The organism is Natronomonas moolapensis 8.8.11 (assembly GCF_000591055.1).
GTDB lineage: Archaea > Halobacteriota > Halobacteria > Halobacteriales > Haloarculaceae > Natronomonas > Natronomonas moolapensis.
In genome coordinates this window covers 505,759-529,382 of the sequence record NC_020388.1, presented here as the reverse complement: position 1 = coordinate 529,382, position 23,624 = coordinate 505,759, and the positions used below count along the sequence as shown (strand labels likewise).

23 protein-coding genes and 2 pseudogenes are annotated in these 23,624 nt (G+C 66.4%); 14 read left to right on the top strand and 11 right to left on the bottom strand.

Features of this window, described 5'->3' with window-relative positions; translation table 11 throughout:
• Nucleotides 1-73: 73 nt before the first annotated feature.
• Nucleotides 74-334, top strand: coding sequence for a hypothetical protein (locus tag NMLP_RS02670; RefSeq protein WP_015408587.1), 261 nt, complete (start codon nucleotides 74-76; stop codon nucleotides 332-334).
• A gap of 95 nt (nucleotides 335-429) precedes the next feature.
• On the opposite strand, the gene NMLP_RS02665 is transcribed toward NMLP_RS02670, so the two are convergent.
• Nucleotides 430-657: a YgaP family membrane protein gene (locus tag NMLP_RS02665; protein ID WP_015408586.1), complete on the bottom strand. Its 228-nt coding sequence runs from the start codon at nucleotides 655-657 to the stop codon at nucleotides 430-432.
• A 428-nt stretch (nucleotides 658-1,085) separates the two neighbouring features.
• On the opposite strand from NMLP_RS02665, the gene NMLP_RS02660 reads away from it, so the two are divergent.
• Nucleotides 1,086-1,595 (top strand): deoxyuridine 5'-triphosphate nucleotidohydrolase, encoded by a 510-nt coding sequence (locus NMLP_RS02660; RefSeq protein WP_015408585.1) that lies wholly within the window; start codon nucleotides 1,086-1,088, stop codon nucleotides 1,593-1,595.
• A gap of 152 nt (nucleotides 1,596-1,747) precedes the next feature.
• Entirely contained in the window at nucleotides 1,748-1,993 is a 246-nt protein-coding gene (locus NMLP_RS02655) for a hypothetical protein (protein WP_015408584.1), read from the top strand.
• Nucleotides 1,994-2,006: 13 nt separating this feature from the next.
• On the opposite strand, the gene NMLP_RS02650 is transcribed toward NMLP_RS02655, so the two are convergent.
• The 4 genes and pseudogenes from NMLP_RS02650 to NMLP_RS14025 all read right to left on the bottom strand — a co-directional run.
• Nucleotides 2,007-3,260: an outer membrane protein assembly factor BamB family protein gene (locus NMLP_RS02650; protein WP_015408583.1), complete on the bottom strand. Its 1,254-nt coding sequence runs from the start codon at nucleotides 3,258-3,260 to the stop codon at nucleotides 2,007-2,009.
• 16 nt (nucleotides 3,261-3,276) lie between these two features.
• Nucleotides 3,277-3,729: pseudogene (locus tag NMLP_RS14030) on the bottom strand (IS6-like element ISNamo8 family transposase); the annotation flags it as partial.
• Nucleotide 3,730: 1 nt separating this feature from the next.
• Nucleotides 3,731-4,749 (bottom strand): IS630-like element ISNamo14 family transposase gene (locus NMLP_RS14695; protein ID WP_015408582.1). Its coding sequence is split into 2 segments (ribosomal slippage): nucleotides 3,731-4,251 and nucleotides 4,251-4,749, totalling 1,020 coding nucleotides; the frame shifts between segments, so codons are not numbered across the junction.
• Between the two features lie 46 nt (nucleotides 4,750-4,795).
• A pseudogene (locus tag NMLP_RS14025) lies at nucleotides 4,796-4,981 on the bottom strand (IS6 family transposase); the annotation flags it as partial.
• A 179-nt stretch (nucleotides 4,982-5,160) separates the two neighbouring features.
• Here NMLP_RS14025 and NMLP_RS02635 point away from each other — a divergent pair.
• Entirely contained in the window at nucleotides 5,161-5,841 is a 681-nt protein-coding gene (locus tag NMLP_RS02635) for a class I SAM-dependent methyltransferase (protein WP_015408581.1), read from the top strand.
• Between the two features lie 69 nt (nucleotides 5,842-5,910).
• Here NMLP_RS02635 and NMLP_RS02630 read toward each other — a convergent pair whose 3' ends face one another.
• Nucleotides 5,911-6,393: a dihydrofolate reductase gene (locus tag NMLP_RS02630; RefSeq protein ID WP_015408580.1), complete on the bottom strand. Its 483-nt coding sequence runs from the start codon at nucleotides 6,391-6,393 to the stop codon at nucleotides 5,911-5,913.
• Between the two features lie 255 nt (nucleotides 6,394-6,648).
• Here NMLP_RS02630 and NMLP_RS02625 point away from each other — a divergent pair, with 255 nt between their 5' ends.
• Nucleotides 6,649-7,995, top strand: a complete 1,347-nt coding sequence (locus NMLP_RS02625) for a sulfatase (RefSeq protein ID WP_015408579.1) — start codon at nucleotides 6,649-6,651, stop codon at nucleotides 7,993-7,995.
• A gap of 28 nt (nucleotides 7,996-8,023) precedes the next feature.
• Here NMLP_RS02625 and NMLP_RS02620 read toward each other — a convergent pair whose 3' ends face one another.
• Nucleotides 8,024-8,590, bottom strand: coding sequence for a DUF1684 domain-containing protein (locus NMLP_RS02620; RefSeq protein ID WP_015408578.1), 567 nt, complete (start codon nucleotides 8,588-8,590; stop codon nucleotides 8,024-8,026).
• 135 nt (nucleotides 8,591-8,725) lie between these two features.
• On the opposite strand from NMLP_RS02620, the gene NMLP_RS02615 reads away from it, so the two are divergent.
• On the top strand, nucleotides 8,726-11,119 hold the full coding sequence (locus NMLP_RS02615) for an ATP-dependent DNA helicase (RefSeq protein WP_049926045.1): 2,394 nt from the start codon (nucleotides 8,726-8,728) through the stop codon (nucleotides 11,117-11,119).
• A gap of 236 nt (nucleotides 11,120-11,355) precedes the next feature.
• Here the strand turns inward: NMLP_RS02615 and NMLP_RS02610 are convergent, their stop codons facing one another.
• On the bottom strand, nucleotides 11,356-11,715 hold the full coding sequence (locus NMLP_RS02610; protein WP_015408576.1) for a hypothetical protein: 360 nt from the start codon (nucleotides 11,713-11,715) through the stop codon (nucleotides 11,356-11,358).
• Between the two features lie 219 nt (nucleotides 11,716-11,934).
• Between NMLP_RS02610 and NMLP_RS02605 the strand changes: the two genes are divergently transcribed.
• Entirely contained in the window at nucleotides 11,935-12,969 is a 1,035-nt protein-coding gene (locus NMLP_RS02605) for a phosphate signaling complex PhoU family protein (protein WP_015408575.1), read from the top strand.
• A 24-nt stretch (nucleotides 12,970-12,993) separates the two neighbouring features.
• On the opposite strand, the gene NMLP_RS14960 is transcribed toward NMLP_RS02605, so the two are convergent.
• Nucleotides 12,994-13,785 (bottom strand): FAD-binding protein, encoded by a 792-nt coding sequence (locus NMLP_RS14960; RefSeq protein WP_015408574.1) that lies wholly within the window; start codon nucleotides 13,783-13,785, stop codon nucleotides 12,994-12,996.
• Nucleotides 13,786-13,863: 78 nt separating this feature from the next.
• Here NMLP_RS14960 and NMLP_RS14690 point away from each other — a divergent pair, with 78 nt between their 5' ends.
• Nucleotides 13,864-14,832, top strand: a complete 969-nt coding sequence (locus NMLP_RS14690; protein WP_015408573.1) for an ArsA family ATPase — start codon at nucleotides 13,864-13,866, stop codon at nucleotides 14,830-14,832.
• Nucleotides 14,833-14,996: 164 nt separating this feature from the next.
• On the opposite strand, the gene NMLP_RS02590 is transcribed toward NMLP_RS14690, so the two are convergent.
• On the bottom strand, nucleotides 14,997-16,043 hold the full coding sequence (locus NMLP_RS02590; RefSeq protein ID WP_015408572.1) for an NAD(P)/FAD-dependent oxidoreductase: 1,047 nt from the start codon (nucleotides 16,041-16,043) through the stop codon (nucleotides 14,997-14,999).
• A 242-nt stretch (nucleotides 16,044-16,285) separates the two neighbouring features.
• Here NMLP_RS02590 and NMLP_RS02585 point away from each other — a divergent pair, with 242 nt between their 5' ends.
• The 5 genes from NMLP_RS02585 to NMLP_RS02565 all read left to right on the top strand — a co-directional run bounded on the left by NMLP_RS02585 (nucleotide 16,286) and on the right by NMLP_RS02565 (nucleotide 21,384).
• Nucleotides 16,286-16,924, top strand: a complete 639-nt coding sequence (locus NMLP_RS02585) for a DUF7110 family protein (RefSeq protein WP_015408571.1) — start codon at nucleotides 16,286-16,288, stop codon at nucleotides 16,922-16,924.
• A 224-nt stretch (nucleotides 16,925-17,148) separates the two neighbouring features.
• A complete protein-coding gene (locus NMLP_RS02580; protein ID WP_015408570.1) occupies nucleotides 17,149-17,733 on the top strand; it encodes a biotin transporter BioY in 585 nt (194 codons plus the stop codon).
• Nucleotides 17,730-18,425, top strand: a complete 696-nt coding sequence (locus tag NMLP_RS02575; RefSeq protein WP_015408569.1) for an energy-coupling factor ABC transporter ATP-binding protein — start codon at nucleotides 17,730-17,732, stop codon at nucleotides 18,423-18,425. The genes NMLP_RS02580 and NMLP_RS02575 overlap by 4 nt, the downstream gene beginning before the upstream one ends.
• Nucleotides 18,419-19,129: an energy-coupling factor transporter transmembrane component T family protein gene (locus NMLP_RS02570; protein WP_015408568.1), complete on the top strand. Its 711-nt coding sequence runs from the start codon at nucleotides 18,419-18,421 to the stop codon at nucleotides 19,127-19,129. Before NMLP_RS02575 ends, NMLP_RS02570 begins: the two co-directional genes overlap by 7 nt.
• A 50-nt stretch (nucleotides 19,130-19,179) precedes the next feature.
• Nucleotides 19,180-21,384 carry a (Fe-S)-binding protein gene (locus NMLP_RS02565; RefSeq protein ID WP_015408567.1) on the top strand — a complete coding sequence of 735 codons (2,205 nt, stop codon included), beginning with the start codon at nucleotides 19,180-19,182 and terminating at the stop codon, nucleotides 21,382-21,384.
• A gap of 16 nt (nucleotides 21,385-21,400) precedes the next feature.
• Here NMLP_RS02565 and ilvD read toward each other — a convergent pair whose 3' ends face one another.
• Entirely contained in the window at nucleotides 21,401-23,158 is a 1,758-nt protein-coding gene (gene ilvD / locus NMLP_RS02560; RefSeq protein WP_015408566.1) for a dihydroxy-acid dehydratase, read from the bottom strand.
• A 151-nt stretch (nucleotides 23,159-23,309) separates the two neighbouring features.
• On the opposite strand from ilvD, the gene NMLP_RS14955 reads away from it, so the two are divergent.
• Nucleotides 23,310-23,450, top strand: coding sequence for a rubrerythrin-like domain-containing protein (locus tag NMLP_RS14955; protein ID WP_015408565.1), 141 nt, complete (start codon nucleotides 23,310-23,312; stop codon nucleotides 23,448-23,450).
• Nucleotides 23,451-23,624 lie beyond the last annotated feature (174 nt).

Here is a 23,624-nt window from a genome sequence, read left to right as displayed (position 1 = left end):
GGAACATATCCACAACCGAATCCGGCGGCACTGCCTCGGACGGCTGTACGAGGATCCGGGCGGGACGGCGAACGTGACCGACCTCGTCGAGGCGGCGCTCCGGACGGAAGCGACCGACGTGGCCGCCGCCGGACCGACGACGGAGGCTGAGTGGGTGACCGCCGATCCCGGGGCCGGGGTCGGGCGGCGGTTGTCGATCCGACTACACTACGTGGCCCTCCCGAAACTGGCGGCCTACGGGGTCGTCGAATACGAACTGGCGGACGGCTTCGACGCCCGCAAGAACGTCACGCCCCCCGACGCGCCCGCCGGCGGCGTTCCCACGCGACCGTAACGACACCACGAGGGGCGCAGTCCCGACCCCACAGGCGTTCGGCCCTCCCGTCGAAACGGTACAGCGGCGGGCGCAGACCCGCGGGTCTCCCCTCGCTAGTACGTATCGAGCCCGACAAGCCGGTTCAGGGGACATCTCCGGATGAGGCCGGTGGCGAGCAGGACCGCCCCGAGCACGAACACGACCACCGCGGTGAGTGCTTGCGGTAGCGAGCCGGCCGCTAGGGGGAGCAGCCCCGCGTAGCCGGCGATTCCCGCTACGATCAATGCGGATCCGAGCACGAGGCGGACAACGCGATCCGTGCCGCCGACGTTCTTCTTCATGGGTCTTTCCTCGCGCTAAAATAGACGATTCGCGAGTAGTGACATCCTCCCGCGCCTAAAAGCGCGGGCCTCCCACCCGGTGTTGACCGGGCAGGTCAATCCTGAACGTTGGGAGTCTCAGGTTTGCTGGACAGTCAGCCAGTGGCTCTGCCACGAAGCCGTTACTCGTACCCGCTGAAGGGCTTCGAGTTACCTGATTGTTTTACGACTGTCGGCGTGGTCGGCTTACTTTTTGATTCCGGTTAGAAACCGTGGCAAACACCGAGTCAACTGCCAGTTCCCCACACACAATTATACGTACTGTGTCTGTACATAAACTTTTGTCGGATTCATCTGGTGGCTAAAGCCACCAGTATTCTCCTTGTATCTCTATAAATCGTCGAGTCGCCGAGCGCAACGGCTATGATGCTCCGGGCGCAGCGGTCGGTATGTACCGGAGTGGGGCGTTCGTCGCCGAGCACGTCGACCCGACGACCGACGCACAGCGACAGCCGAACGGCGTCGACCTGACGGTCGAGGCGGTGTTCGAGCCGAACGAACCGGGGCGGATCGGTCGCGACGGCAAGCGGATCGGCGACCGGGACGCGCTCGATCCGGCCGCCGACGGTCCGGACGCCGCCGAGGTGGCCGGCGGCGGTGACGACGGGACCGCAGTCTATCGCTTGCCACCGGGTGGCTACGTCGTCCGTTACGGCGAGACGGTCGCGATCCCCGAGGGCCACGTCGGGTTTATTTATCCGCGGTCGTCGCTGTTGCGGAACGCCTGTATGCTCGAGACCGCGGTGTGGGACGCCGGCTACGAGGGGAAAGGCGAGGGGCTCCTCGAAGTGTATCACGACGTCGAGATCGAAGCCGGCGCACGGATCGCGCAGTTCGTCCTCGCCGAGGCCGACCACGAAGGGACCTACGACGGATCGTACCAGGGCGAAAACGTCTGATCGGCCCCCGAGCGCGGTCCGACCGTCGCGAGTGGACTTCGAAACGGAGCCCGCGGCGCAGTCGCCCCCGCGGAGCGTAGCTGGAGGCAGCGAGCCGTCCCGGGCGCTGGGTCGCCGCCACGCTTATATTGCCGGTTACCGTGATTATTAATATGTACAGTCTCGACGGCCCGTCCGGCACACGCCTTTCGGACGACGGACTCGAGTGCCCGACGTGTGCGAAACCACTGGTCATGGGGCTGCCGAACGACGCGACGATCGAGGCCGTCGCACGCAGACCCGTCGGTGACCGAAGCGGTCCTCGGCGGACCAAGACACGCAAGGTCGTGTGCAGATCCGGCCATGAGGTGTACGTGACGTTCAGCGTTGCCGCCCGTGGCGGGCGGATTCTCGGGTGAACTCGTCGGGGCGCTACGCCGCCTCCGCTTCGAGGGCGTACACCGATCCCTCGAAGCTGCCGACGTAGACGCTTCCGCCGACGACCGCGGGGGTGGACCGCACCGCGCCGTCGAGTTCGTGTGTCCACCGTTCCTGGCCGTCGTCGGTCGCCAGGGCGTGGACGCGAGAGCCCTGATTGCCGACGTAGACCGTCGCGCTGACGACAGCCGGCGCGGTGGTGATAGGACCGGGGATCTCCGTCGACCAGCCCCGGTCGCCGGTTTCGGCGTCCAGCGATACGATCCGGCCGTTCGCGCCGCACGCGTAGAGTCGCCCCTCGGTGATCGCCGGCGAGGCCGCGACGTCCTCGCCCAGCGAACGGCTCCAGACTTCGGTCCCCTCGTTCGTCTCCAGAGCCGTCACCGAGCCGCTGTCGGTGCCGACGTACACCGTTCCGTCGGCGACCGTCGGTGCCGACGTGACTGTCCCGTCGACCCGCACCGCCCACCGTTGTTCGCCCGTGGCGCTGTCGAGGGCGTGGACCCTCCGGCTCCGGCTGCCGACGTAGACCGTCCCGTCGACCACCGCCGGCGACGACCGGACGGCGAGGCCGACTTCGAAGTGCCACTCGTCGGTGCCGTCCGTGGCGTCAATCGCGTAAACGTTGCCGTCATCGCCGCCGACGTAGACGGTCCCGTCGACCACCGCCGGCGAACTCCGGACCCGGTCGTTCGTCTCGAAGACCCACGTCTCGGTGCCGTCCTCGGCGTCGATCGCGTAGACGTTGCCGCCGTCGCTACCGACGTACACGGTCCCGTCGGCCACCGCCGGCGTCGAGCGAACCTCGCCGTCGGTCCCGAAGCTCCAGGCTTCGGCCCCGTCGTTGGCGGCGAGCGCCCGGACGTCCTGGTCGGAGCCGCCGATGTACACCCTCCCGTCGACGACCGCCGGCGACGAGAGGAGTTGCCCGTCCAGTTCGGTCTGCCACCGCTCGACGACCGGTTCGGTCGGCCCGGTCGCCCCGGGCGGCGCGCTCGTCCGTGCGGGATCGTACCCCAGCATCGGCACGTCCGTCTCCGACCCGGCGGCGTCGTCGGGGTCGTCCGGCGTCGGCTCCGGTTCCTCGGTCGGCTGATCGTTCTCGGTCGCGACCCCGGGGGTGTCGGTTCCGCCGCTCCCGTCGCCGTTCGGTGCGTTCCCGTCTCCATCGCCGCAGCCTGCGAGGCCGGTGACCCCGACAGTCCCGAGCGCACACAGGTATCGCCGCCGCGTCTGTCTGTCCCCCATGCTGAGAGGGTAGTGTTCAGATAAGCTGATTCCATGCGAAGGCGAATGATCGAAGCCAATTGTCGGCGGTATCTGCTTCGGCGTTGCTGAAGCAGTTTGAGAAGCTGGTAGTTCTACGTTTTATCTCTCGAAAGACACGTTCGACGCTATTCCGATTTCCATGTTTTTCATATTTAAAATCGAGACTGTGACGGCGGCAAGCGTCCTTCAATGAGTGCGAGCCATCGATGAGAAACACGGCGTGTTCTACGTCGTGTTTCTCGCGGAGTTCAGCAAAGAACGCGTGAGCAATTACGCTGTTTGTGGTTGGTTCAAGCGTTGTGTATAGCAATTCGTTTGTTTCAGGATCGACAGCCGCGTACAGCCAATATTGTTCATCATTGAGCCGGATCACCGTCTCGTCAACGGCGACGTGATCCGGATTTTGACCAGACTCAGGCTGTAGATCTGCTTTCTGAACCCAATTATACTCACGGACAGAGATAATTATAGATGTTTGGTGGGTCTATAGACGCAAGCGCATCGAAGACGGCTTCTCTCAGTTCATCAAGTTCTTCGAAAAGTTGGTTACCAAGCCGCTGATTGAGTTTCTGCCAGCACCCTTCCGCGGGGTTCAGCTCCGGTGAACCCCGCGGAAGGTGGCACAGTTCGATCGGTGTGTCTTCAACGTAGTCGTGGACATCGTTCGCCGCGAAATACGGGGCATTGTCCAGGACAACACAGATTTTCTCGCCGAACTCGGTCTGGAGTGCGTCCAGTAACCGCGTCGTGATGTCAGCGGTAAAGTTGTCTTCACACTTCAGAAAGAAGGTGTCACCGCTGGCGGTGACACCGCCCAGCAGTTTGAGACTCTCCCACGCGCCCGACACCGGGAGTGTCGGGCGCGTTTTTTCTGGAAACCACGCGTGGACAAGATCCGTCGTGATCTCTTGGCGTGTCTGGTCGATTGCTATGATTGTGTAGTCGTCGTCCAGATCGTCCGTCTTTTTTTGAAGCCTTTGCGGAACGCATCCTGAGCTCGTTCATCAGCTTTGACGTACTCTGGCCGGGCTGTCTTCCAGGACAGCCCGGCCTCGGACATCAATCGCCGGATATGACGGCGGCAGTACTCAATATCGAACTCATCTTCAAGATACTGCTGGGCTAGCGGAACCGTCCACGCACGCGCATCAAGTCCAACTTCTTTGGGAGAATCGTGGAGAGCTTCGATGAATTGGTCGTGGTCAGCTTCGTCAAGTTCGCGTGATTGGCCGGGGCGAGGATCATCGTAGACGACCGACTCGAACGGCTCTGAGTCGAGCCGTTCGAGTCGGATCAGCCAGTTACGAACCGTGTTTGGATGGACATCATGCCGCTCCGCAATTGTCTGCTGCTCGACACCGTCCTTGTAGGCGATACCGGCAAGAATTCTCTGAACTGGTTTCTTTTCATCAACTTCGGCTAAAATCTCTTGGAGTTCGTCAACAGTGATCTTCTCCAAGTAGTCCATACCGTAAAAACAAGCTCTATACACAAATAAGTTTAGCCGTCAGTATATGCACAGTTGACCGAGCACGATTGACACCAAATAATTCAAGAATAGAAACAGTATTCGAAAGTGATAATCCAGCGAGATGGAGCTGAATACTAAGCTTCATCAGAAATCGTGGTGTCGCTTCTCGTTCAACAAACTCTAAGTCGATCTCGTCTAAATTGTCGTTGAGGCGGGCGTTTTCTGGCATAGACACTCAAAAAACGCACCGCCTCACCCTTCATCCTTATCTGAACACCGCCGCTGAGAGGATGTATACGGTCCGTACTAATTCTACCGCCCGGGGCGGCTGTCGAAGCGGCCGCCCCCACACCGCGACGGCTCGCGCCCGATCGGGGCCGTTTAATCCCTTCGGGCCGTGTTCCAGCTATGAGCGTTCGTGCGGAGTTCGACGCGTGGGCGGCCGACGGCCGCGACCGCGGGATGGAACGGCGACACTGGCACACAGCGAAGCACGCCCTCGCGCGGATGCCCGTCGAGGCGGGCGAGACGGTCCTCGATCTGGGCTGTGGCAGCGGCTACGCCGGCCGGGCGCTCCGGGAAGCGACGGATGCCGCCCGCGTTTACGGCCTCGACGGCGCGCCCGAGATGGTGCGCAACGCCCGGAGCTACACCGACGACCCGGCGGTGGGCTACGTCCTCGGCGACTTCGACTCGCTACCCTTCGTCGACGACAGCGTCGACCACGCGTTCTCGATGGAGGCGTTCTACTACGCGCCCGATCCTCACAGCACGCTGTGTGAACTCCGGCGCGTCCTCCGGCCCGGCGGCACGTTCTACTGTGCCGTCAACTACTTCGAGGAGAACGTCCACACCCACGGGTGGCAGGAGAACATCTCGATCGAAATGACGCGGTGGGACTACGGGGAGTACCGCGAGGCGTTCCGCGAGGCCGGCTTCCACGTCGCCGAACAGGACACGATCCCCGACCGCGAGACGGAGATCCCCCCGGAAAGCGAGTTCCCGACGGACGAGTGGGAGCGCCGGACGGACATGATCGAACGTTACCGCGAGTACGGGACGCTTCTGACGGTCGGTGTGGTCCCGTAGGTCGGCCCGGTCGCCCCGCCGGGGTCGTTCTGCCCCGACGCCGCCGTGGATTGGGACGCCGCCGCGCGGTCATCGCCCGATCCGCCGCCACTCCTCCAACGTGAACCGATCGTACGGCGTCTCGCGCTCGAGTTCCCACTCGTCGGCGTCCCACTCCGGGTAGTGGCTGTCGCCGTCGTAGCTGCCGTGGACACGGCTCAGCGCCATTCGGTCGACGTGGGGTTGAAGCAACTCGTACACCTCGCCCCCGCCGAGGACGTAGACGCTCGGGTAGCCGAGCGACGCAGCGACTTCCAGCGCCGCATCGACGTCGGCGGCGTGGCGGGCGGTGGCGACGTTGTAGGACCGCTCCGTTCGGCTCAAGACGACCTGTGCCCGCCCCGGTAGGTCCTCTCGCATCGACTCGAACGTTCGCCGGCCGAGGATCACCGGCCCGTCGGCGACCCGTTCGCGGTACTGTCGTTTGTCCACGGGGATCGACTCCCAGGGGAGTTCGCCGTCGCGGCCGATCACGCCGTTTTCGGCGACCGCGGCGACCGACACTATCTCCATGCCGAACCGTTGGGCCGCGGCGGCATACGCTTTTCTACGGCGTTAGCGGGCTATAGTAGCGATCGGAAGACACTGCACACTCGATCGCACGATGGCAGTGCGATCGATGTGTAATCACTTGCGATGGTTACTATAGGTGATCTCCCGGTCACCCGCGCCGGAACGAATGGAGCAGTACGAACCGCTCGATACCGCTATGTTCCCGACCAGTCGGCACATATAAACGGATATGAGCGCGTCAGGCGGGACTCGAATATGCCCGATCCGACTGACGAGCCGAACGTCCTCCTGGTCGTCCTCGACTCCGTGCGAGCGCGGAACTGTTCGCTGTACGGCTACGAGCGGGAGACGACGCCGTTTCTTCGGTCCTTCGCCGACCGCGCGACCGTCTACACCCAGGCGCGGGCGCCCTCGAACTGGAGTCTGCCGAGCCACGTGAGTCTCTTCACCGGCCTCGAAACGCACGAACACCGCGTCACTGTCCACGACCGGCTCCGCCCGGGCAACACGGTATTCGACGCACTCGAGGACGGCGGGTACGAGACGGGGCTGTTCACCGAAAACGGGTTCGTCGCCGCCCACGACGTCGGTCTGAACGAGGCGTTCGGGACGGTTCGGACGGTCCCCGAGGCGTACGACGACCGCTACGACACGACGTCATCGAATCCCGGCCCGGACGGCTTCTACTACGTCGACGCGTTCGTCTCGTGGCTCGACGACCGGGACGGTCCCTGGGCCGCCTGCGTGAACCTCATGGACGCCCACCGGCCCTTCGAACCACGCGCGGAGTTCGACCGATGGGGCGACGGTCGAGCGCGCGAGATACAGCACTCTTTGCCGGTTCGCTGGGAGTGGGCGTTTCACGGCGGCGAGCGTTCCTTCGAGGAGCTCGATGCGCTCGAATCGCTGTACGACGGCGGGATCAGACAAGACGACGCGATCGTCCAGGAGCTCATCGGGACGCTCGAGCGACGGGGATCGTTCTCGGAGACACTCGTCGTGATCTGTGGCGATCACGGCGATGGGTTCGGCGAACGCGGTCTCCTCCCGGGCGAACCGCGGGCGGTATCGCATATTGTGCCGATGAGCGAATCGCTGTTGCACGTTCCACTCGTCGTCAGTGCACCCGGGCAGACCGATCCGCGCCGGATCGATCGGCCCGCCGCGCTGACGGCGTTCCCGGAGGTCGCACTCGGGCGAGTCGACCGCTCGTGTGGGTTCGCGGCGGACACCGTCTACGCGACGAAACAGCCCGTCACGGGCGAGCTTCGCGAACGGTTCGAGCGTGCCTGCGACCGGGTCGAACCCTACACCGCAACGAGCCGCGCGGTGTACGTTGCGGACCCCGAACGCCCCGGCAGCGTCGAGAAGTGGTACCGATGGGGGCTAACGGCGACCGCCTGCCGGATTCCGGAAGCGGGCGCCGTCGAGTTGGGGCCGGCGATCGACCCCGGCGCCGTCGACACTGCTTTCGGGCCGAAGGCGCCCGATTCGACCGGCGGCCCGGCTACTCTCGACGCCGACGAGATCCGAGAGCCGATCGAGGGGGACGGTGTCTCCGAGGCGACGCGCGAACAGCTGTCGGCGCTCGGATACTACTGACGCCCGAAGCGACGCCCCGGTAGCGCTCTCACTCCTCGTATCGCTCGCCGGCCGGGATCGCTATTTCGAGCCAGTTCTCCCGTGGCGGCAGCGGGCACTCGTAGGCGGCGGCGTACGCACAAAAGGGGTTGTACGCGAGGTTAAAATCGAGCGGGAACGTCTCGCCGTCATCGAGCGCCCCCTCGTAGTGTAGTTCGATGTACCGACCCGCCGGGTAGGTCTGTTGGCCCGTCGTCTTGTCGCGGAACGGAACGAACAGCGACCCCTCGTCTTGGTCGACGCGGGTGTAGCCGACGAGGGTCCCCTCGGTCGGCTCTCCGCTGGCGTTCGGCACCTCGAAGTGTAGCCGCGCCGTCCGTTCGTAGAGCTGTTCGCCGTCGGCCGTCGTCTCCATCGCGACCGTCTCGTCGCTCCCGTCGAGCTCGACCGTTGTCTCGACGCGATAGTCGGGGTCAGGCTCGAAGTACTCGATGCCGTCGAACTCCTTGCGTCCCTCCGGGCCGAGCGGCGAGGAGTGCGGCACCTCGAACTGCTCGTCTTTCTGTTCGCGGTACGATACGAGCTCCTCCCGCCAGGACTCGACGTCGAACTCCATGCGCCGGGTAGGTAGCGGCGCCCGATAAGCCAACCGGGACGGGTCGCCACCGTGGATCGCCGGTCGGTCCCCCGACCCCAGCCGACGAGGGGGGTGGTCGATACGTCTTTAAGTGAAGCCGAGTCAGTTCCGTTCGTGTCCCCGGACCCCGAGTGGCGGACGATCTTCGGCCACGACGAGCCCTACGACGACCAAGTCGACGGCATCGAAACCGCGATCGACACCGCCGTCGAGTCGGGCTTTCTGGCCCTGGAGGGCGCCTGCGGCACCGGCAAGACGATGCTCGCGCTCACCGCGGGGCTCTCGTTGGTTAGAGACCCCGACTCGTCGTTCGAGCGCGTCTTCGTGCTGACGAGCGTCAAACAGCAACTCAAACAGTTCGAGGCCGACCTCCGGACGATCAACGCGAACCTCCCCGACGAGTGGCGGCCGGTCTCGGCGATGACGCTCGTGGGGAAAGCCGACGTCTGCCCGTACAACGTCGCGGGGGCGGGCGGCATCGACGACGCGAACGTCTACGAGCGCTGTGAGGGCCTCCGCGAGCGGACCCGGGGGCTGGCCGACGGCGAGACGACCGCCGCCTCGCTCGCGGGGGCCGCGAGGAGCCAGCAGGTCGGGCTGGCCGATTCGGGCGACGGGGCCGACTTCCTCGAGGCCGCCGGCGAGCCGACGCCGTACCCCGAGGAAACCCCCGATTCCGAAGGAGGAACCGAGTACTGCCCGTTCTATGCGGGCTTTCTCGAGGACCTGCCCGAGGAGGGCGACCCGATCGAGGCCGTCCCCTTCGACCCGACCGACCGCGGTCTCATCGGCACCGACGAGTTGATCCGGCTCTCGGCCGGCCACGGCAGTTGCCCGCATTCGGTGATGGGCGCGCTTTTGCCGAACGTCGAAGTGCTCGTCGGCAACTACTATCACGCCTTCGATCCGACGACGGTCGAATCCTTCACCGGCGGCCTCATCGACGAGAAGACGTTCGTCGTCTGCGATGAGGCACATATGCTCGAACCGCGGGTCAGAGACCTCGTCGGCGACGGCGTCTCCGACCGGGCGCTCTCGGACGCCGAAACCGAGCTCTCCCGCGTGATCGAGCCGGTAGCGGCGGTCGAGGAGGCCGGCGCCGGAACGCAGTACGGCGACGAGGCAAAGGAAAGGGCCGAAACGATCCGGGAGGCGCTTTCGGAATCGGACGTGACCGTCGGCGAACTCCGGGACACGCGGCGGTTCCTGACGGCGCTGCTCGATCGGCTCGACGACCGCGTAACCGGCCACCTCGACGAGGGCCGCCCCGGATGGGAAGAGCGCCTCCCCGACCTCGAGGACCGCGAGATCCCGCTCCGTGATCCCGAGCGGCCGGGAACGGACGAACTGACGCGGTGGGCCGGGCACAACGGCTTCGACGCGCGGGTCTGGGACCGCGCCGAGAGCGTGTGTGCGGTCGCGGGGCGGGTCCTCGACACGCTCGAAGAGGAGGACAAACGCCGCGCCGCGCCGCCGGTAGGGCGGACGCTCACGCAGTGGCACGCCGCGGATCACACCGACTACTTCCGGGAGATCGAACTGGAACGGACCTGGGACGACACCCGCCCAACCGGGTCGTGGAAGCGGGCCTACACCGCGACCTACAGCCTCCACAACTGCCTGCCGGCGGGGGCGATCGGCGATCGGCTCGACGAGTTCGGCGGCGGGGTGTTGATGAGCGCAACTCTCGAGCCCCTCGAGGTATTCACCGAGGTGACAGGGCTCGAGCACCTCGAGTCCGAGACCGGCCGCCCCGTCGTCGAGCGGACCTACGGTCTCGAGTTTCCCGAGGAGAACCGCGCCTCCTTCGCGCTGGCCGCCCCGAAGTTCACCTACGAGAACCGCGGCGACGTCGACGAGACGACGCCGACGCGGCGGGCCCACGCCCGGGCGATCCGACAGGTCGCGGCGTCGCCGGGCAACGTGTTGGTCGGGATGCCCTCCTACCGGGAGGCCGAGTGGGCCGCCGAGACGCTCTCGGAGCTCGACAAGCCGGTCTTGGTCGACGAGGCGACTGACGATACGGCGACCGAGCGGCTGAAACGCGAGTTCTTCGAGGGGGAGCCGAAGGTGCTGGTGACGAGCCTCCGCGGGACGCTCACGGAGGGCGTCGACTACCGCGGCGACCGGCTCTCGGCCGCGATCGTCTGCGGCGTCCCAATCATCAACACCGCCAGCCCCCGGACCCGCGCGGTCCGGACCGCCTACGATCGGGCTTTCGGGGGCACCTCCGGGCGGAGCCCGGACGGCGCCTCGGGCGCGTCGGCGTCCGACGCCGGGTTCAAGTACGCTCTGGCGGTGCCGGCCGTCCGGAAGGCCAGACAGGCCGTCGGACGGGTCATCCGCGGTCCCGGCGAGCGCGGGATCCGGGTGCTCTGTGACGAGCGCTACGCGAAGGAGTCCTGGAACAGCGTCCGCGGGTTGCTCGGCGAGGCCGAACGCGAGGAGTTCCGGTCGGTCGGCACGGAGATGCTGGAGTACGCCCTCGAGGGGTTCCGAGAACGGTGAGCCGACCCTCGAGGCGGATCACCGCGTCGTGGGTGGCCGTGGGGCTGTGTACTCGAGATGTCGAAAACGGTCGGTCGCCGCCGCCGGGCACGCGTTCGGGCGCGCTCCTTCCCATCTCCGGAGTGCCTGTTGGCGTTGGCCGGGCGACACGTCCGGTTGCATGCTAGCTGTTGCCGCATCGGTATAAAAATATACCGGCCCTCGAAACGGCACTCGGGGCGGGCGATTGGCGGCGTTCACCGATCCGTCTCGGCGTCGACGGTCGTCGATCCGCCGTCGGCGTGGCGGAGCGACACCTCGTGGCCAGTGTGGCGGGCGTGGGTCTCCGCCCAGCGGCGCGCCGGGCGCTCGGTGAGAAACTCGTCGGCGTCCGGGCACTGTTCGCAGGCGACACACCACGGTAGGACCTCGTCGGGAAAGTGTCCGGCGTGGCGCTTGTGATCGAGCGCGAACCGCTCGAGGGCCCGGTTGCCGACCCGAAGCGTATCGAGTTCGTACTCGAGGTCCCACTCCGCCTCGCATCGGGAGCACGTCACCGTGGGCGTGTCGTCGATGTCGTCCGCCTCGAGTCCCCCGCCATCGAAGTGGTCTGACACGCGAGGTTGTTGGGCGGGCGCGTATATATGTACTCTGGACGGACGGAACCCGGGGGACGGCCGAGCGTGTGCCCGCTCCGGCCCGCGGGAACGCCCATCCGCCGATCTCGGATCGCGGCGTTCCCGACCGCCGGCCTTCCCCCAACGTATATAACTACCTTTGACGATTGTGTTAAATATATAGTGAATATTAAGTTATAGCAAAACATTTGCAGGCATATGGAGACACGAAAGGTACAGCGGTTGGGGCCGTCGACGCTCGCAATGACGCTGCCCGCGGAGTGGGCGAGCGAGCAAAGCGTCGAGAAGGGCGACGAGGTGTCGCTCCGGATGGGCAGCAAGGGGACCCTGACCGTCATGCCCGAATCGGTACAAAAAGAGGAGAGCGAGGCGGTCATCCACGCCCAGAACCTCGACGCTGACTCCGTCGAGCGCGCCATCGTCGCCCAGTACGTGCTCGGTCGTCGGATCATCCACGTCGAGGTCGAAAGCGGCGGGACTCTCGACTCCGCACAGATCAACGCCGTCTACAACGCCGAGACGCAACTGATGGGTCTCGGCGTCATCGAGGAAACGCCCGAGCGGATCGCCATCCGGTGTTCGGTCGACCCGGAAGACTTCACGCTGGATAACCTCCTCGAGCGGCTCGAATCGACGGGGTCGACCATGCGGAACGAGGGGATCAAGGCGCTCGCCCACGGCAACCCCGATCTCGCACAGCGGGCGCTGAACCGCGAACGCCAGGCGAACAAGATCTTCGTTCTCCTGTTGCGGCTCATCTTCACCGCCTACCAGAACCCCAACCTCGCGCGGGCGGTCGGTCTCGACTCGGGCTTTCCGCTCATCGGCTACCGTTCGATCGCGAAGAACCTCGAGTTGACCGCCGACAACGCCGAGGATATCGCCGAGATCGTCCTCGAGACCGAGGGCCACACGCTCAACGTCGACAGCGCCACGATGCGGCGCATCCGGGAGTTCACCGACCAAGTCAACGAGATCACCGAACTCGGAGTCGGAGCCGCGGTCCATCGCGATTACGACATGGCGATAGAGACGCGGAACCTCTTTGCGGAGATCAGAAACCGCGAGATCGAGATCCTCGACGATCTAGAGGAGATGCCGAACGAGGACCTCCTGCGCGTGCGGGAGGTGCTCGTCAGCCTCGGCCAGACCGCCCAGTACGCCGTCCGGAACGCCGAGATCGCGACGAATCTGGCGCTCAACAAGGACAGCGAGCACGTCACGATAAAGTAGGCCGAACGCGTCGCCCCGCGTTCTCTACTCCGCGCCCTCCTCACTGAGGCTCGGGTGCGCCGTCGGCTCGTCACCGTGCGGCGTCTCGAACGCCTCGGCCATCACCGCCATCGACTCGCGCTCGCGGCGGCGGCGCTCCTCGGCGTCGATCTCCTCGCAGCCGGGCGGCACTTCGCGTCCCCGATCGGTGAAGTAGCCCTCCGGGGCGACCCAGTCGTGATAGAAGGGGACCTCGGAGTCCTCGATCAGTGCCAACGCGACCTCGGCGCCGTGACCCGCACAGACGACTGTCTGGTGGGCCTTCCCGGCGAGCCGGCCGGCGGCGTACAGCCCCTCGACGCCCGTCCGACCCCCCTCGTCGACGTCGACGTAGGTCTTCGAGCCGAGATCGACGAGGCCGACGGCGTCGATCCCACGGAGATACTCGGGATCGCTCCACGACGCCGCGAGCACGGAGTCCGCGACGAGCGTTGCGGCGTCGCCACCGCTGTCGCCACCGCCGGTGTCGGGGTCGACCCGAACCCGAAACTCGCCGTCGTCGGGGCGAAGCCCGACGACGCGTCCTTCCTCCAGGAGACAGCCGCCCCGTTCGGCCCCGCGTTCGAGCAGGTCGGCGAACAGCCGGGGGTTGACGCCGGCCGGAAACCCCGGGACGTTCTCGAGGTGTGCGTTCCGCCGAAGGATCGACTCGCCGCCGCTCAACACGACTGTATCGAACCCCGCCCGGGCGAGGAACGTACCGGCGCTCAGTCCGGCGACGCCGCCGCCCGACACGACGACGCGCCCGGGGGCAGCCCCTGTATCGGGATCGTCCATACCCCGGGTTCGGGTGCCCTCATTACAAGCGCCTCGGTTCGACGGGAGGCTTTTGTCGCCAAGCGCCGCAGTACGACCGTGAGCGAGTACGTACTCTACGGCGGGAAAGGCGGCGTCGGCAAGACGACCTGTGCGGCCGCGACCGCGCTCGGCCGTGCTCGGACGGGGACGCCGACGCTCGTCGTGTCGACCGACCCGGCCCACTCGCTGTCGGACGTCTTCGACGCGCCGATCGGGGCCGAACCGACGCGAGTCCGCGAAGGGCTCGAGTTGTGGGCCGTCGAGATCGATCCCGAAGACCGGATCGGCCGGTACCGGGGGCAGATCGGCGCCGCCCTCGAAGACCTCGAGGACCTCGGTATCACCCTCGACGGGGACGACCTCGACGACGTCATCGAGGCCGGCGTCGCCCCCGGAACCGACGAGGCGGCGGCGATGGATCTCTTCGTCGACTTCATGGACGACCCCCGATACGAGTGTATCGTCTTCGACACCGCGCCGACGGGCCACACGCTTCGGCTGTTGCAGTTGCCGGACGTGATGGAGTCGGCCGCGGGAAAGCTCCTGACCGTCAAATCGCAGGTGTCGAGTCTCGCCGAGTCCGTCCGAGGGTTCCTTGGGACCGGTGACGACGACGGCGACGCGGACGACGACGGCCCCGACCTCGATCTCGGGGCGGTACAGGAACGGATGGCCCGCGTCGGGGCGACGCTTCGGGACCCCGACCGCACGGAGTTCCGGGTCGTGCTCGTCCCGGAGGAGATGGCGATCCTCGAGAGCGAACGACTCCTCTCGGAGCTCGACGCCTGCGACGTCCCCGTCGGTGGAGCCGTCGTCAACAGAGTGCTCGAGGATCCCTCGCCGGACTGCGAGCGGTGCCAGAGCCGCCATCGGCGCCACCGAGACCGAATCGAGAGCGCACGCGAGCGGCTCTCGCAACCGCTGGCGGTCGTACCGGAACTAAAAGGAGAGGTCCACGGCTTCGACGCGATCGGGGCGGTCGCCGACCACATCGAGGACACAGGGGCCGACAGCGCGGATCGGTAGCCAGCCCACCGGCCTCGACGGGCGCCACCGACACCCGTTCGGGCACGTCCTCGGTCGAGGGGAACCGACCGCCAGCGGCTGCCTCGCGAGCGCGAGGACGAACACCTCCAGAAGATGTCTCCGGGAGTTATATTTCGGGACACGGCTTCGGCAGCGGGGCTGTGTCAGTCGTCGCTGGCGACCGAGGGCTCCTCGCGCGGCCCGCCGGGGTGGCCCTCGTGGGCGACGGCGTGGGCCAGCAGTTCCTCGGAAATCGCCGGCACGTCCGCCTCGGTGACGGGGCCGCGCTCGGCGATCGCCTCGAGGTCGCGGGGGAACGCCCGGAGGTCGTAGTGGTTGCCGATCCCACAGCGGGCGCCCTCGCCCATCGCCGTCGGGATCTGGTTGTGTCCGGGCGTCACGTCGCCGACGGCGTAGACGCCGTCGACGCTCGTCCGGCCGTGGTCGTCGACCGCGACAGTGCCGTCGTCGTTCAATTCGACGCCCAGCGACTCCGCGAGGTCGGTGTTGTACTCCGCGCCGTACATCGGGAAGCCGCCGCGGTACTCTCGGACGGTGCCGTCCTCGAACTCGAACGCCGAGAGCCAGCCGTCGTCGTTTTTTTCCATGCCGACGACGTCCTCGTGAATCACGTCGATCGGGTGGTTCTCGAGAGTCTCGGCGGTCTCCGCGGACCACTCGATGTCGTCGCCGCGGGTGAGGATGTCGACGTCGGGCGTGAAGTTCAGCATGATCATCGCGACGTGGGCGGCCGAATCCCCCGTCCCCATCACGTACACCGGTTCGTCGACGAACATGTAGGCATCACAATGCAGACACCAGTGCAGCCCCATCCCGGTTCGGGGCAGCGGCGGGTCCGGCCGCGTGTCCGAAAAGCCCGTCGCGAGGACGACGTGGTCGGTGGTCACCTCGGTGTTGCCGGCGGTGACCCGAAACCCCTCGTCGTCGCCGAGCGGTTCGATGTCGGTGACCAGGTCCTGGACGTAGTCGCCGCCGTACTCTTGGACCTGTTCGATCGCCGTCGCGAGGAACTCGTTGCCGGAGGTGTCTTCGGTGACGCCGATGACGTTGTGTGTATCGAGCATCATCGCCGCGCGACCGCCTCCGCGGTTGATGACCGCGGTGTCGTGTCCGAGTCGGGTCGCGTACAGTGCCGCCGTCAGCCCGGCCGGGCCGCCACCGACGACCGTCACCTGATAATCGTCTGTCATCGATGTATGGTACGCCCCCTGGCTGCTTAACTTTCCGGCCGGTATGTTCCCTCGACGAACGACCGTGGGCCGAGGAGCGCTGACCGCCGATCGTCCGGTGAGCGTCGAACACCGTCGGAGAGGGGACGGGTGTCACTGACACACGTATCGAAGGACAGGTGATATATGTGATGAACTCGTATATTACAGTGGACCACTCGCGCCAGGGGACCACGCTACCCCCGCTGTGGGACAGGGATACTATGACCAGTCGCGTATACAGACTTCACTCGACGCTGGAACTGCAACTCGAAGACGTCCACGAGTTCTTCGATGGGTACGAGCTACCGGTCGAAATCGAGGACGTCGACGTGACAAGACGAAACAACACGCTCATCGTTAGCGCTGTCGCCGCCGAGGACAACATTTCGAAGTACACCCCGACGGCACAGCTGAAGGCGAGCATCACCGAAAATCGGCTCTACGAGACCGAGGACGGCTGGCAGGAGACGCCGCCGGAACCGGACGCCGGGGCCTCGATCGGTGACGATGACGACGACAGCCCACAGTGGGGGAATTTCAGCGACGGCACCCAGATGCAAGAACAGGAACCGGAAATCAACTCGAAACTCGTCGAGTACGCCTGTTTCAAAGGCGACCGCGAGACCGTACTCCAGAACACCGCGCTGCAGTATCCGATGTTCGAAGTCCTCTGTGGTCTCGCGAAGTTCGCGGAGAAGGGAACGCTGACCGCGATCGCCGCCGTCGACGACGATCTCAAGGCGGTTCAGATCGTCGACGGCGAGGAGCGATCCGCGAACGTCGAGGTCGTCGACGATCCACAGGAACGCGAGTCCGAAAACACCGTCAACTGGCGCGACAACAAGTTCATTAGCGGCTGAGCCGTTCGTTCCCGGGCTTCCCGACCCTACAACGCCCGATAGCGACAGCCGCGGGCAGACGGCACGTTCCAGTACCGGAGCGACCGTCCTGACGATCGGGAGTGTCGGCGCCTCGTGGCTGCTGCTGTTCGTGTCGCGTTCGGGACTGCGAGCCTACGGGTCGGGAGCCGACCGGAGCGTCCGTCAACCAGTACACTAATTATCGTTGACAAGCACGCCACGGTATGAACAGCTCGACGGCGGCCGACGTGGAACTCGTCGGCGACGAAACAGCCGGAAACATCGCGCGTGCGGCGCTCTTTGCCGCGCTTATGGGCGCGTTCTCGTACGTCTCGTTTCCCTATCCGCTGTCGCCAGCCCCGGTCACGCTGCAGGTACTCGGAGTCTTTCTCGCCGGGCTGTTCCTCGGCCCGCTGTGGGGCGGTGCGTCGATGGTGCTGTATCTCCTCGCCGGGGCGGTCGGCGCGCCGGTGTTCGCGGGCGGCGGGGCCGGGATTGGCGTGTTGCTCGGCCCGACGGGCGGGTATCTGCTCTCGTACGCCGTCGCGGCCGCCGTCGTCGGTGCGATCGCCCACGGGGGGCTCCGAGTGGGGTCGCTCGCCGAAACGCCGGTCGTCCGGATGCTCGCAGCGATGGTCGCCGCCACGGTCGTCATCTACGGGATCGGCGTCCCGTTCCTGTGGTGGAACCTCGATATGACGCTCCGAACCGCCGTGATCACGGGGGCGGCCGTCTTCCTCCCCGCCGAAGCGGCGAAGATGGCTGCGGCGATCGGGATACTCAGGAGCGACGCGATGGGCGCCGCATGATAACGGTCCGGGACCTCCGGGCCGAACGCGGCGACACGACGGTCCTCGAGGGGCTGTCAATCCGGATCGCTGACGGCGAGTTCCTCGTCGTCGCGGGGGCGAACGGCTCCGGGAAGACGACGCTCGTCCGCCAGTTCAACGGACTCCTCGAGCCCGAGTCGGGGAGCGTCCGCGTCGACGGGATCGATGTCTCTGAGAACCCTGTCGCGGCCCGCACGTCCGTCGGCATGGTGTTTCAGAACCCTCGGGACTGTTTCGTCGCCGCGACCGTCGGCGCGGACGTCGCCTTCGGTCCGGAGAACCTGGGGTTGGACCGCGAGGAGATCGACCGCCGGGTCGGGGCGGCCCTCGAAGCCGTGGGGATGGCCGACCGCCGTGGGGCTCGCATCGACCGGCTCTCGGGGGGCCAACAGGCTCGCGTCGCGATCGCGGGCGCGCTCGCCATGGAACCCGACCACCTCGTGCTCGACGAGCCCTTCGGGGGGCTCGATCACCCGGCGCGGCGGTCGGTCCACCGGCGGCTGGAGGCGCTCTCGGCGGCGGGGACGAGCGTGATCGTCGTCACACACGACCTCGGGGAGGTGGGCGACCTCGCCGACCGCATCGCCGTGCTCTCCGGGGGGACGGTCGCGATCGAAACCGACAGCCCGGCGGACGAACGGCTCGCCAAGTTCGGCGTCCGGCCGTGTTGAGCTACGAGCCGGGTGACTCCCTCGCTCACCGACTCGACCCCCGCTCGAAGCTCGCTGTCCAAGTCGGGTTCGCGGCGGCCGCCTTCGCCCACACGACGCCGCGGGGTCTGGCAGCGCTGACGGCCGTGACGGGGCTCGTGTTGGCGCTCGCCCGTACCGACCCCCGGCGGGCGCTTTGGGAACTCCGGTTCGTCGTGCCCTTTGTCGTCGCCGCCCCGCTGATCGAGGGGTTCGACTGGGGCGGGTTCGTCCCCGCCGACGCCGTCACACCCGCGCTCGCCGGCTACCGCACCCTGCTCGTGGTGGTCGTCGCCGCGGCTTACGTCCGCACCACGCCCGTCCGGGATTCGCGGGCGGCCATCCAGCGGACGGTCCCGGGACGGACGGGGCAGTTCCTCGGGCTGGGCGTCGCGTTCGTCTTTCGGTTCCTGCCGGTCCTGCAGGCCGACCTCGCGAGGATCCGGGACGCCCACCGGTCGCGGCTCGGGACCGAGCGCCCGGTCCCCGAGCGGATGAGTACCCTCGCCGTCGCGGCGTTGGGCCGCGCCGTCGAACGGGCTGATCGGTTCTCGCTCGCGCTGCGGGCGCGGTGTTTCTCGTGGAACCCGACGTTGCCCGGGATGCGGTTCTCGCGGCCCGACGCGGGTGCGTTCGTCGTCGCGGCGGCGTTGGGCCTCGCGGCGCTCGCGCCGCTGGTCCAGTAACGAACGACCGTGTAATAAAGCTTAAGCGGGTCCCATCCGGTCTCCTTCGTATGCCCCCGGTGGTTCCACTCCAGGGCGAGGAAGTCACCCGCGAGACCTTCTGGCTCATCTCCACGCACGAGAAGGCCCTCTTTTATTTCCTCGCGACCGTCGCCGTCGTCGTCTTCGCCTACGGCACGTACGACCGCTTCGCCCGCTACGCCCGCGGTACCGACGACTGGTTCGACCGCCTCGACGACCTCCCGGGTCGGATCGCCGCCGCCGCGAAGATCGTCGGCTCCAACGAAAAGCAGTTCAACCGCGATCTGGTCGGCGGCCTCATGCACGCGTTCATCCTCTGGGGATTTCTCGCGCTGTTGATCGCCACCACGATCCTCTTTATCGACGAGTGGTACCGCGTGCTCACCGTCGCCCTCGGCGATCGGCAGTCCTTCTGGGTCGGCGAGTTCTATCTCTCCTATCAACTCGTCACCGACGCGCTCGGACTGCTGTTCGTCGCCGGCCTCTCGATCGCTATCTGGCGGCGCTACGTCGCCCGCACCGACCGTCTCCACGGCAAACACACCGACTGGGAGGACGACTTCCTCGTGTGGTCGCTGTTCGCGCTCGGGGCCGGCGGCTTCCTGCTCGAGGGACTGCGCATCCTCGGCTCCGGCGAGGCGATCCCCACCGTCGAACCCGTCAGCTTCGTCGGCACCGCAACGGCGATCGGACTCGCCGGCCTCGGCGTCGACGCCGCGATGGCAGCCACCGTCTACCCGCTGGCGTGGTGGTCTCACGCCCTGTTGGCGTTTCTCTTCATCGCCGCCATCCCCTACGCCAAACCCTTCCATATGCTCTCGTCATTCGCCAACGTCGTCACGAGAGACGAGAAGGCGGGCGCCCGCCTGCCCGGCGTCCCCGCGGACCTCGACGCCACCAACGCCGAGTCGATCGACGATTTCTCCTGGAAGGAGTTGCTCGACCAGGACGCCTGCACCAAGTGCGGTCGCTGTTCGTCGGTCTGTCCGGCGAAGGCCTCCGGGCGGCCGCTCGATCCCAGAGACGTCATCCTCGACCTGAAGGCGTACCGGGAATCGCTCGAACGGGAGGGCGGCGACACCAAGGAAATCGTCGCCGACGGCGGCGTCATCGACCGCTCGACGATGGAGTCGTGTATGTCGTGTATGGCCTGTATGGACGCCTGCCCCGTCGAGATCGAACACCTCAAGAGCTTCACGCGATTGAACCGCCAACTGACCGACCAGGGCGACATCCAGCCGAGCCTCCAAGACGTCTTCCAGAACGTGATGACGAAGGGCAACACCTTCGGCGAGTCGCCGTCCGCCCGGGGCGAGTGGACCGACGACCTCGAATTCGAGGTGGCCGACGCCCGCGAGACGGAGGTGGAGTACCTGTGGTACGTCGGCGATTACCCCTCCTACGACGACCGCAACAAGAAGGTCGCCCGGTCGCTGGCGAAGATCTTCGAGGCGGCCGACGTCGAGGTCGGGATCCTCTACGACGAGGAGGTGTACGACGGCAACGACGTCCGTCGCGTCGGCGAGGAGTTCCTCTACATCGAGCAGGCGGGGACGCTGATCGACTCCTTCGAGGCCTGCGAGTTCGAGACGATCGTCTGTACGGACCCACACTCGTACAACACGTTCAAAAACGAGTACCCGGAGGTCGATTTCGAGGCGTTCGCGGACGACCCGATGATGGAGTTCGACGTCGAGGGCTCGTGGAACGCCGACGGCGAGATCGACGTGTACCACTGGACGCAGGCCGTCGAGGAGTTGGTGGGGGCGGGCCGACTCGGGTTGGACGGGACCGAACTCGACTACACGGTGACGTACCACGACCCGTGTCACTTGGGCCGGTACAACGACGAGTACGAGGCGCCGCGGGAGCTGATCCGGGCGACGGGGTGTGAACTCCACGAGATGCCGCGCAACCGGGCGAACAGTTTCTGCTGTGGGGGCGGCGGGGGCGGGCTGTGGATGGAACTTGAGGAGGAGGAAAAACCGAGCGAGGAGCGTCTCCGGGAGGCGCTGGAGGACACCGACGCCGGCCGCGCGGTCGAGAAGTTCGTCGTCGCTTGTCCGATGTGCATGACGATGTACGAGGACGGCCGCAAGACGGGCGGTTTCGAGGCGTCGATCGAGATCGTCGACGTCGCCGAGTTGCTCGTCGAGGCGCTCGAAGCAGGAAGCGACGAGGCCGTTCCGGGCGAGACGGGGTCGGGAACCGACACCGCACCGGCCGACGACTGAGTCCGCCGTCAGCTACTTACTCGTCGCGTTTGACGCCGGGGTTCGTGACCGCGCCGTTGGCGGCGGAGCCGAACGCGTCGCCGTACTTCCGGAGGACGCCGCCGTCGTAGGCGGGGGCGGGCTGTTCGAACGCGTCGAGGCGGGCCTCGAGTTCCGCCTCGGGGAGGTCGACCTCGAGGGTTCGATCTGGGATGTCGACGGTGACGTGATCGCCGTCCTCGAGGGCGGCGATGGGACCGCCGACGAACGCCTCGGGGGCGACGTGGCCGATCATCGGGCCACGGGTTCCACCGGAGAAGCGCCCGTCGGTGAGCAGTGCCACGTCGTCCTCGTGGCCTGCGCCGACGACGGCGGCGGTGACACCGAGCATCTCCCGCATCCCGGGGCCACCCTTCGGGCCCTCGTTTCTGATGACGATGACGTCGCCCGACTCGATGTCGCCTCCCTGGACGTAGGCCATCGCGTCCTCCTCGTTCTCGAAGATCCGGGCCGGGCCTTCGTGGTAGAACTCGTCGTCGCCGGTCACTTTCAACACGGCGCCGTCGGGCGCGAGGTTGCCCTCGAGGATCTTGATCGCGCCCTCGGCCTGCTTGGGTTCTTCGACCGTGTAGAGGAACTCCGCCTCGATCTCCTCGTCGGTGGGGAGGCCGTGTTCCTCCTCGAGAACGGCGAGTTCCTCCTCGATCGTCCGGCCGGTGACCGTCATCGCGTCGCCGTGGAACAGGTCGGCCTCGAGCAGCCGCCGGACGACGACCGGCACGCCGCCGATCTCGTGGAGATCGTTCATCACGCGGTCGCCGCCGGGCTGGAGGTCGGCGATCTTCGGCGTCCGCCTCGAGATCTCGTCGAACTCCTCGATAGAGAGCTCGACGCCCGCCTCGGCGGCGAGGGCCAGCAGGTGCAACACGCCGTTCGTCGAGCCGCCGATGGCGGTCTGCAGGGCGATGGCGTTCTCGAAGGACCGCTTGGAGATGATGTCGGAGGGGCGGCGGTCGGCCTCGACGACGTCGACGGCAAGCTCGCCCGCCCGGCGGGCGATCGCGTAGCGTTCGTGGTCCTCGGCGGGGGCGGAGGCGCTCCCCAGCGGCGCGAGCCCGAGCGCCTCGGAGATGGAGGCCATCGTGTTCGCGGTGAACATCCCGCCACACGAGCCCGCACCCGGGCAGGCGTGTCGCTCGAGGTCGTCGAGTTCCTCGCCGCTCATCTCGCCTTGGGCGTAGGCGCCGACACCCTCGAAGACCTGCACGATCGTCACGTCGCGGCCGTCGTGCTCGCCGGGCATGATCGACCCGCCGTAGAGGAACACCGAGGGCAGATCCGTCCGGATCGAGGCCATCATCATGCCGGGGAGGTTCTTGTCACAGCCGGCGACGGTCACCAGAGCGTCCATCCGCTCGCCGAAGGAGACCAACTCGACGGAATCGGCGATGACCTCCCGGGAGATGAGGCTGGCTTTCATTCCCTCGGTCCCCATCGAGATCGCATCGGAGATAGTGACGGTGCCGAACTCGATCGGCATCCCGCCGGCCTCGTCGATCCCATCGATCGCCGAATCCGCAACGTCGTCCAGATGGACGTTACACGGCGTGATGTCGGCGGCGGGGTTCGGCACGCCGACGATCGGCGAGGAGAGATCCTCGTCGTCGAACCCCATCGCGCGGAACATCGCCCGATGGGGAGCGCGGTCGGCGCCCTCGGTCACGTCGCGGCTCCGAAGGCTCTCGTCTTTCCCGTACCGGCCGGGCTCTCTCTCGGGCGGTGTCTGCTGGCTCATACCGATAGCTTGGCGTCGAGCGACTTAATCGCCCGCATCTCTCCCATCGGTACCGTAATCACACGTTCGTCCATTCCACCGGGGCACTCGTTTACACGCTACTAGGTGTATTAGGGGTCGAAATAAGACGTTCCGGGGAGTAAAAGGGTATATGCGACCGAACAAGACCGTATCTGAATCAGAACTATACGAATGTTTCGAGTGCGGCTCCCGGGCGGAGACCGTCGAGTCAGGCGTGTGTGCGGACTGCGGCGGCGAACTGCTACATCTCGGCCGCTCGCGCGACCTCTGATCGGACCGCCGCCGCCGCGAGTCGAGCGCCGCGACGTTGGCCCCGGAACCGCCGGCGGGCGCCACATCGCCGTCCACCGACGAGTGTAGCTGTGTGTGACACCGCCGTCGGTGCTTCCCTCCGTATTTATATCCCGCCCTGGAAATGCAGCGTTCGGGCACGGCCGACCCGGCT

Excerpts from the sequence above, each read along its gene's own strand:
- NMLP_RS02665 (WP_015408586.1), bottom strand. The coding sequence starts at position 657 with ATGAAGAAGAACGTCGGCGGCACGGATCGCGTTGTCCGCCTCGTGCTC.
- NMLP_RS02660 (WP_015408585.1), top strand. The coding sequence starts at position 1,086 with ATGTACCGGAGTGGGGCGTTCGTCGCCGAGCACGTCGACCCGACGACC.
- NMLP_RS02655 (WP_015408584.1), top strand. The coding sequence starts at position 1,748 with ATGTACAGTCTCGACGGCCCGTCCGGCACACGCCTTTCGGACGACGGA.
- NMLP_RS02650 (WP_015408583.1), bottom strand. The coding sequence starts at position 3,260 with ATGGGGGACAGACAGACGCGGCGGCGATACCTGTGTGCGCTCGGGACT.
- NMLP_RS02635 (WP_015408581.1), top strand. The coding sequence starts at position 5,161 with ATGAGCGTTCGTGCGGAGTTCGACGCGTGGGCGGCCGACGGCCGCGAC.
- NMLP_RS02630 (WP_015408580.1), bottom strand. The coding sequence starts at position 6,393 with ATGGAGATAGTGTCGGTCGCCGCGGTCGCCGAAAACGGCGTGATCGGC.
- NMLP_RS02625 (WP_015408579.1), top strand. The coding sequence starts at position 6,649 with ATGCCCGATCCGACTGACGAGCCGAACGTCCTCCTGGTCGTCCTCGAC.
- NMLP_RS02620 (WP_015408578.1), bottom strand. The coding sequence starts at position 8,590 with ATGGAGTTCGACGTCGAGTCCTGGCGGGAGGAGCTCGTATCGTACCGC.
- NMLP_RS02605 (WP_015408575.1), top strand. The coding sequence starts at position 11,935 with ATGGAGACACGAAAGGTACAGCGGTTGGGGCCGTCGACGCTCGCAATG.
- NMLP_RS14960 (WP_015408574.1), bottom strand. The coding sequence starts at position 13,785 with ATGGACGATCCCGATACAGGGGCTGCCCCCGGGCGCGTCGTCGTGTCG.
- NMLP_RS02590 (WP_015408572.1), bottom strand. The coding sequence starts at position 16,043 with ATGACAGACGATTATCAGGTGACGGTCGTCGGTGGCGGCCCGGCCGGG.
- NMLP_RS02585 (WP_015408571.1), top strand. The coding sequence starts at position 16,286 with ATGACCAGTCGCGTATACAGACTTCACTCGACGCTGGAACTGCAACTC.
- NMLP_RS02580 (WP_015408570.1), top strand. The coding sequence starts at position 17,149 with ATGAACAGCTCGACGGCGGCCGACGTGGAACTCGTCGGCGACGAAACA.
- NMLP_RS02575 (WP_015408569.1), top strand. The coding sequence starts at position 17,730 with ATGATAACGGTCCGGGACCTCCGGGCCGAACGCGGCGACACGACGGTC.
- NMLP_RS02565 (WP_015408567.1), top strand. The coding sequence starts at position 19,180 with ATGCCCCCGGTGGTTCCACTCCAGGGCGAGGAAGTCACCCGCGAGACC.
- ilvD (WP_015408566.1), bottom strand. The coding sequence starts at position 23,158 with ATGAGCCAGCAGACACCGCCCGAGAGAGAGCCCGGCCGGTACGGGAAA.
- NMLP_RS14955 (WP_015408565.1), top strand. The coding sequence starts at position 23,310 with ATGCGACCGAACAAGACCGTATCTGAATCAGAACTATACGAATGTTTC.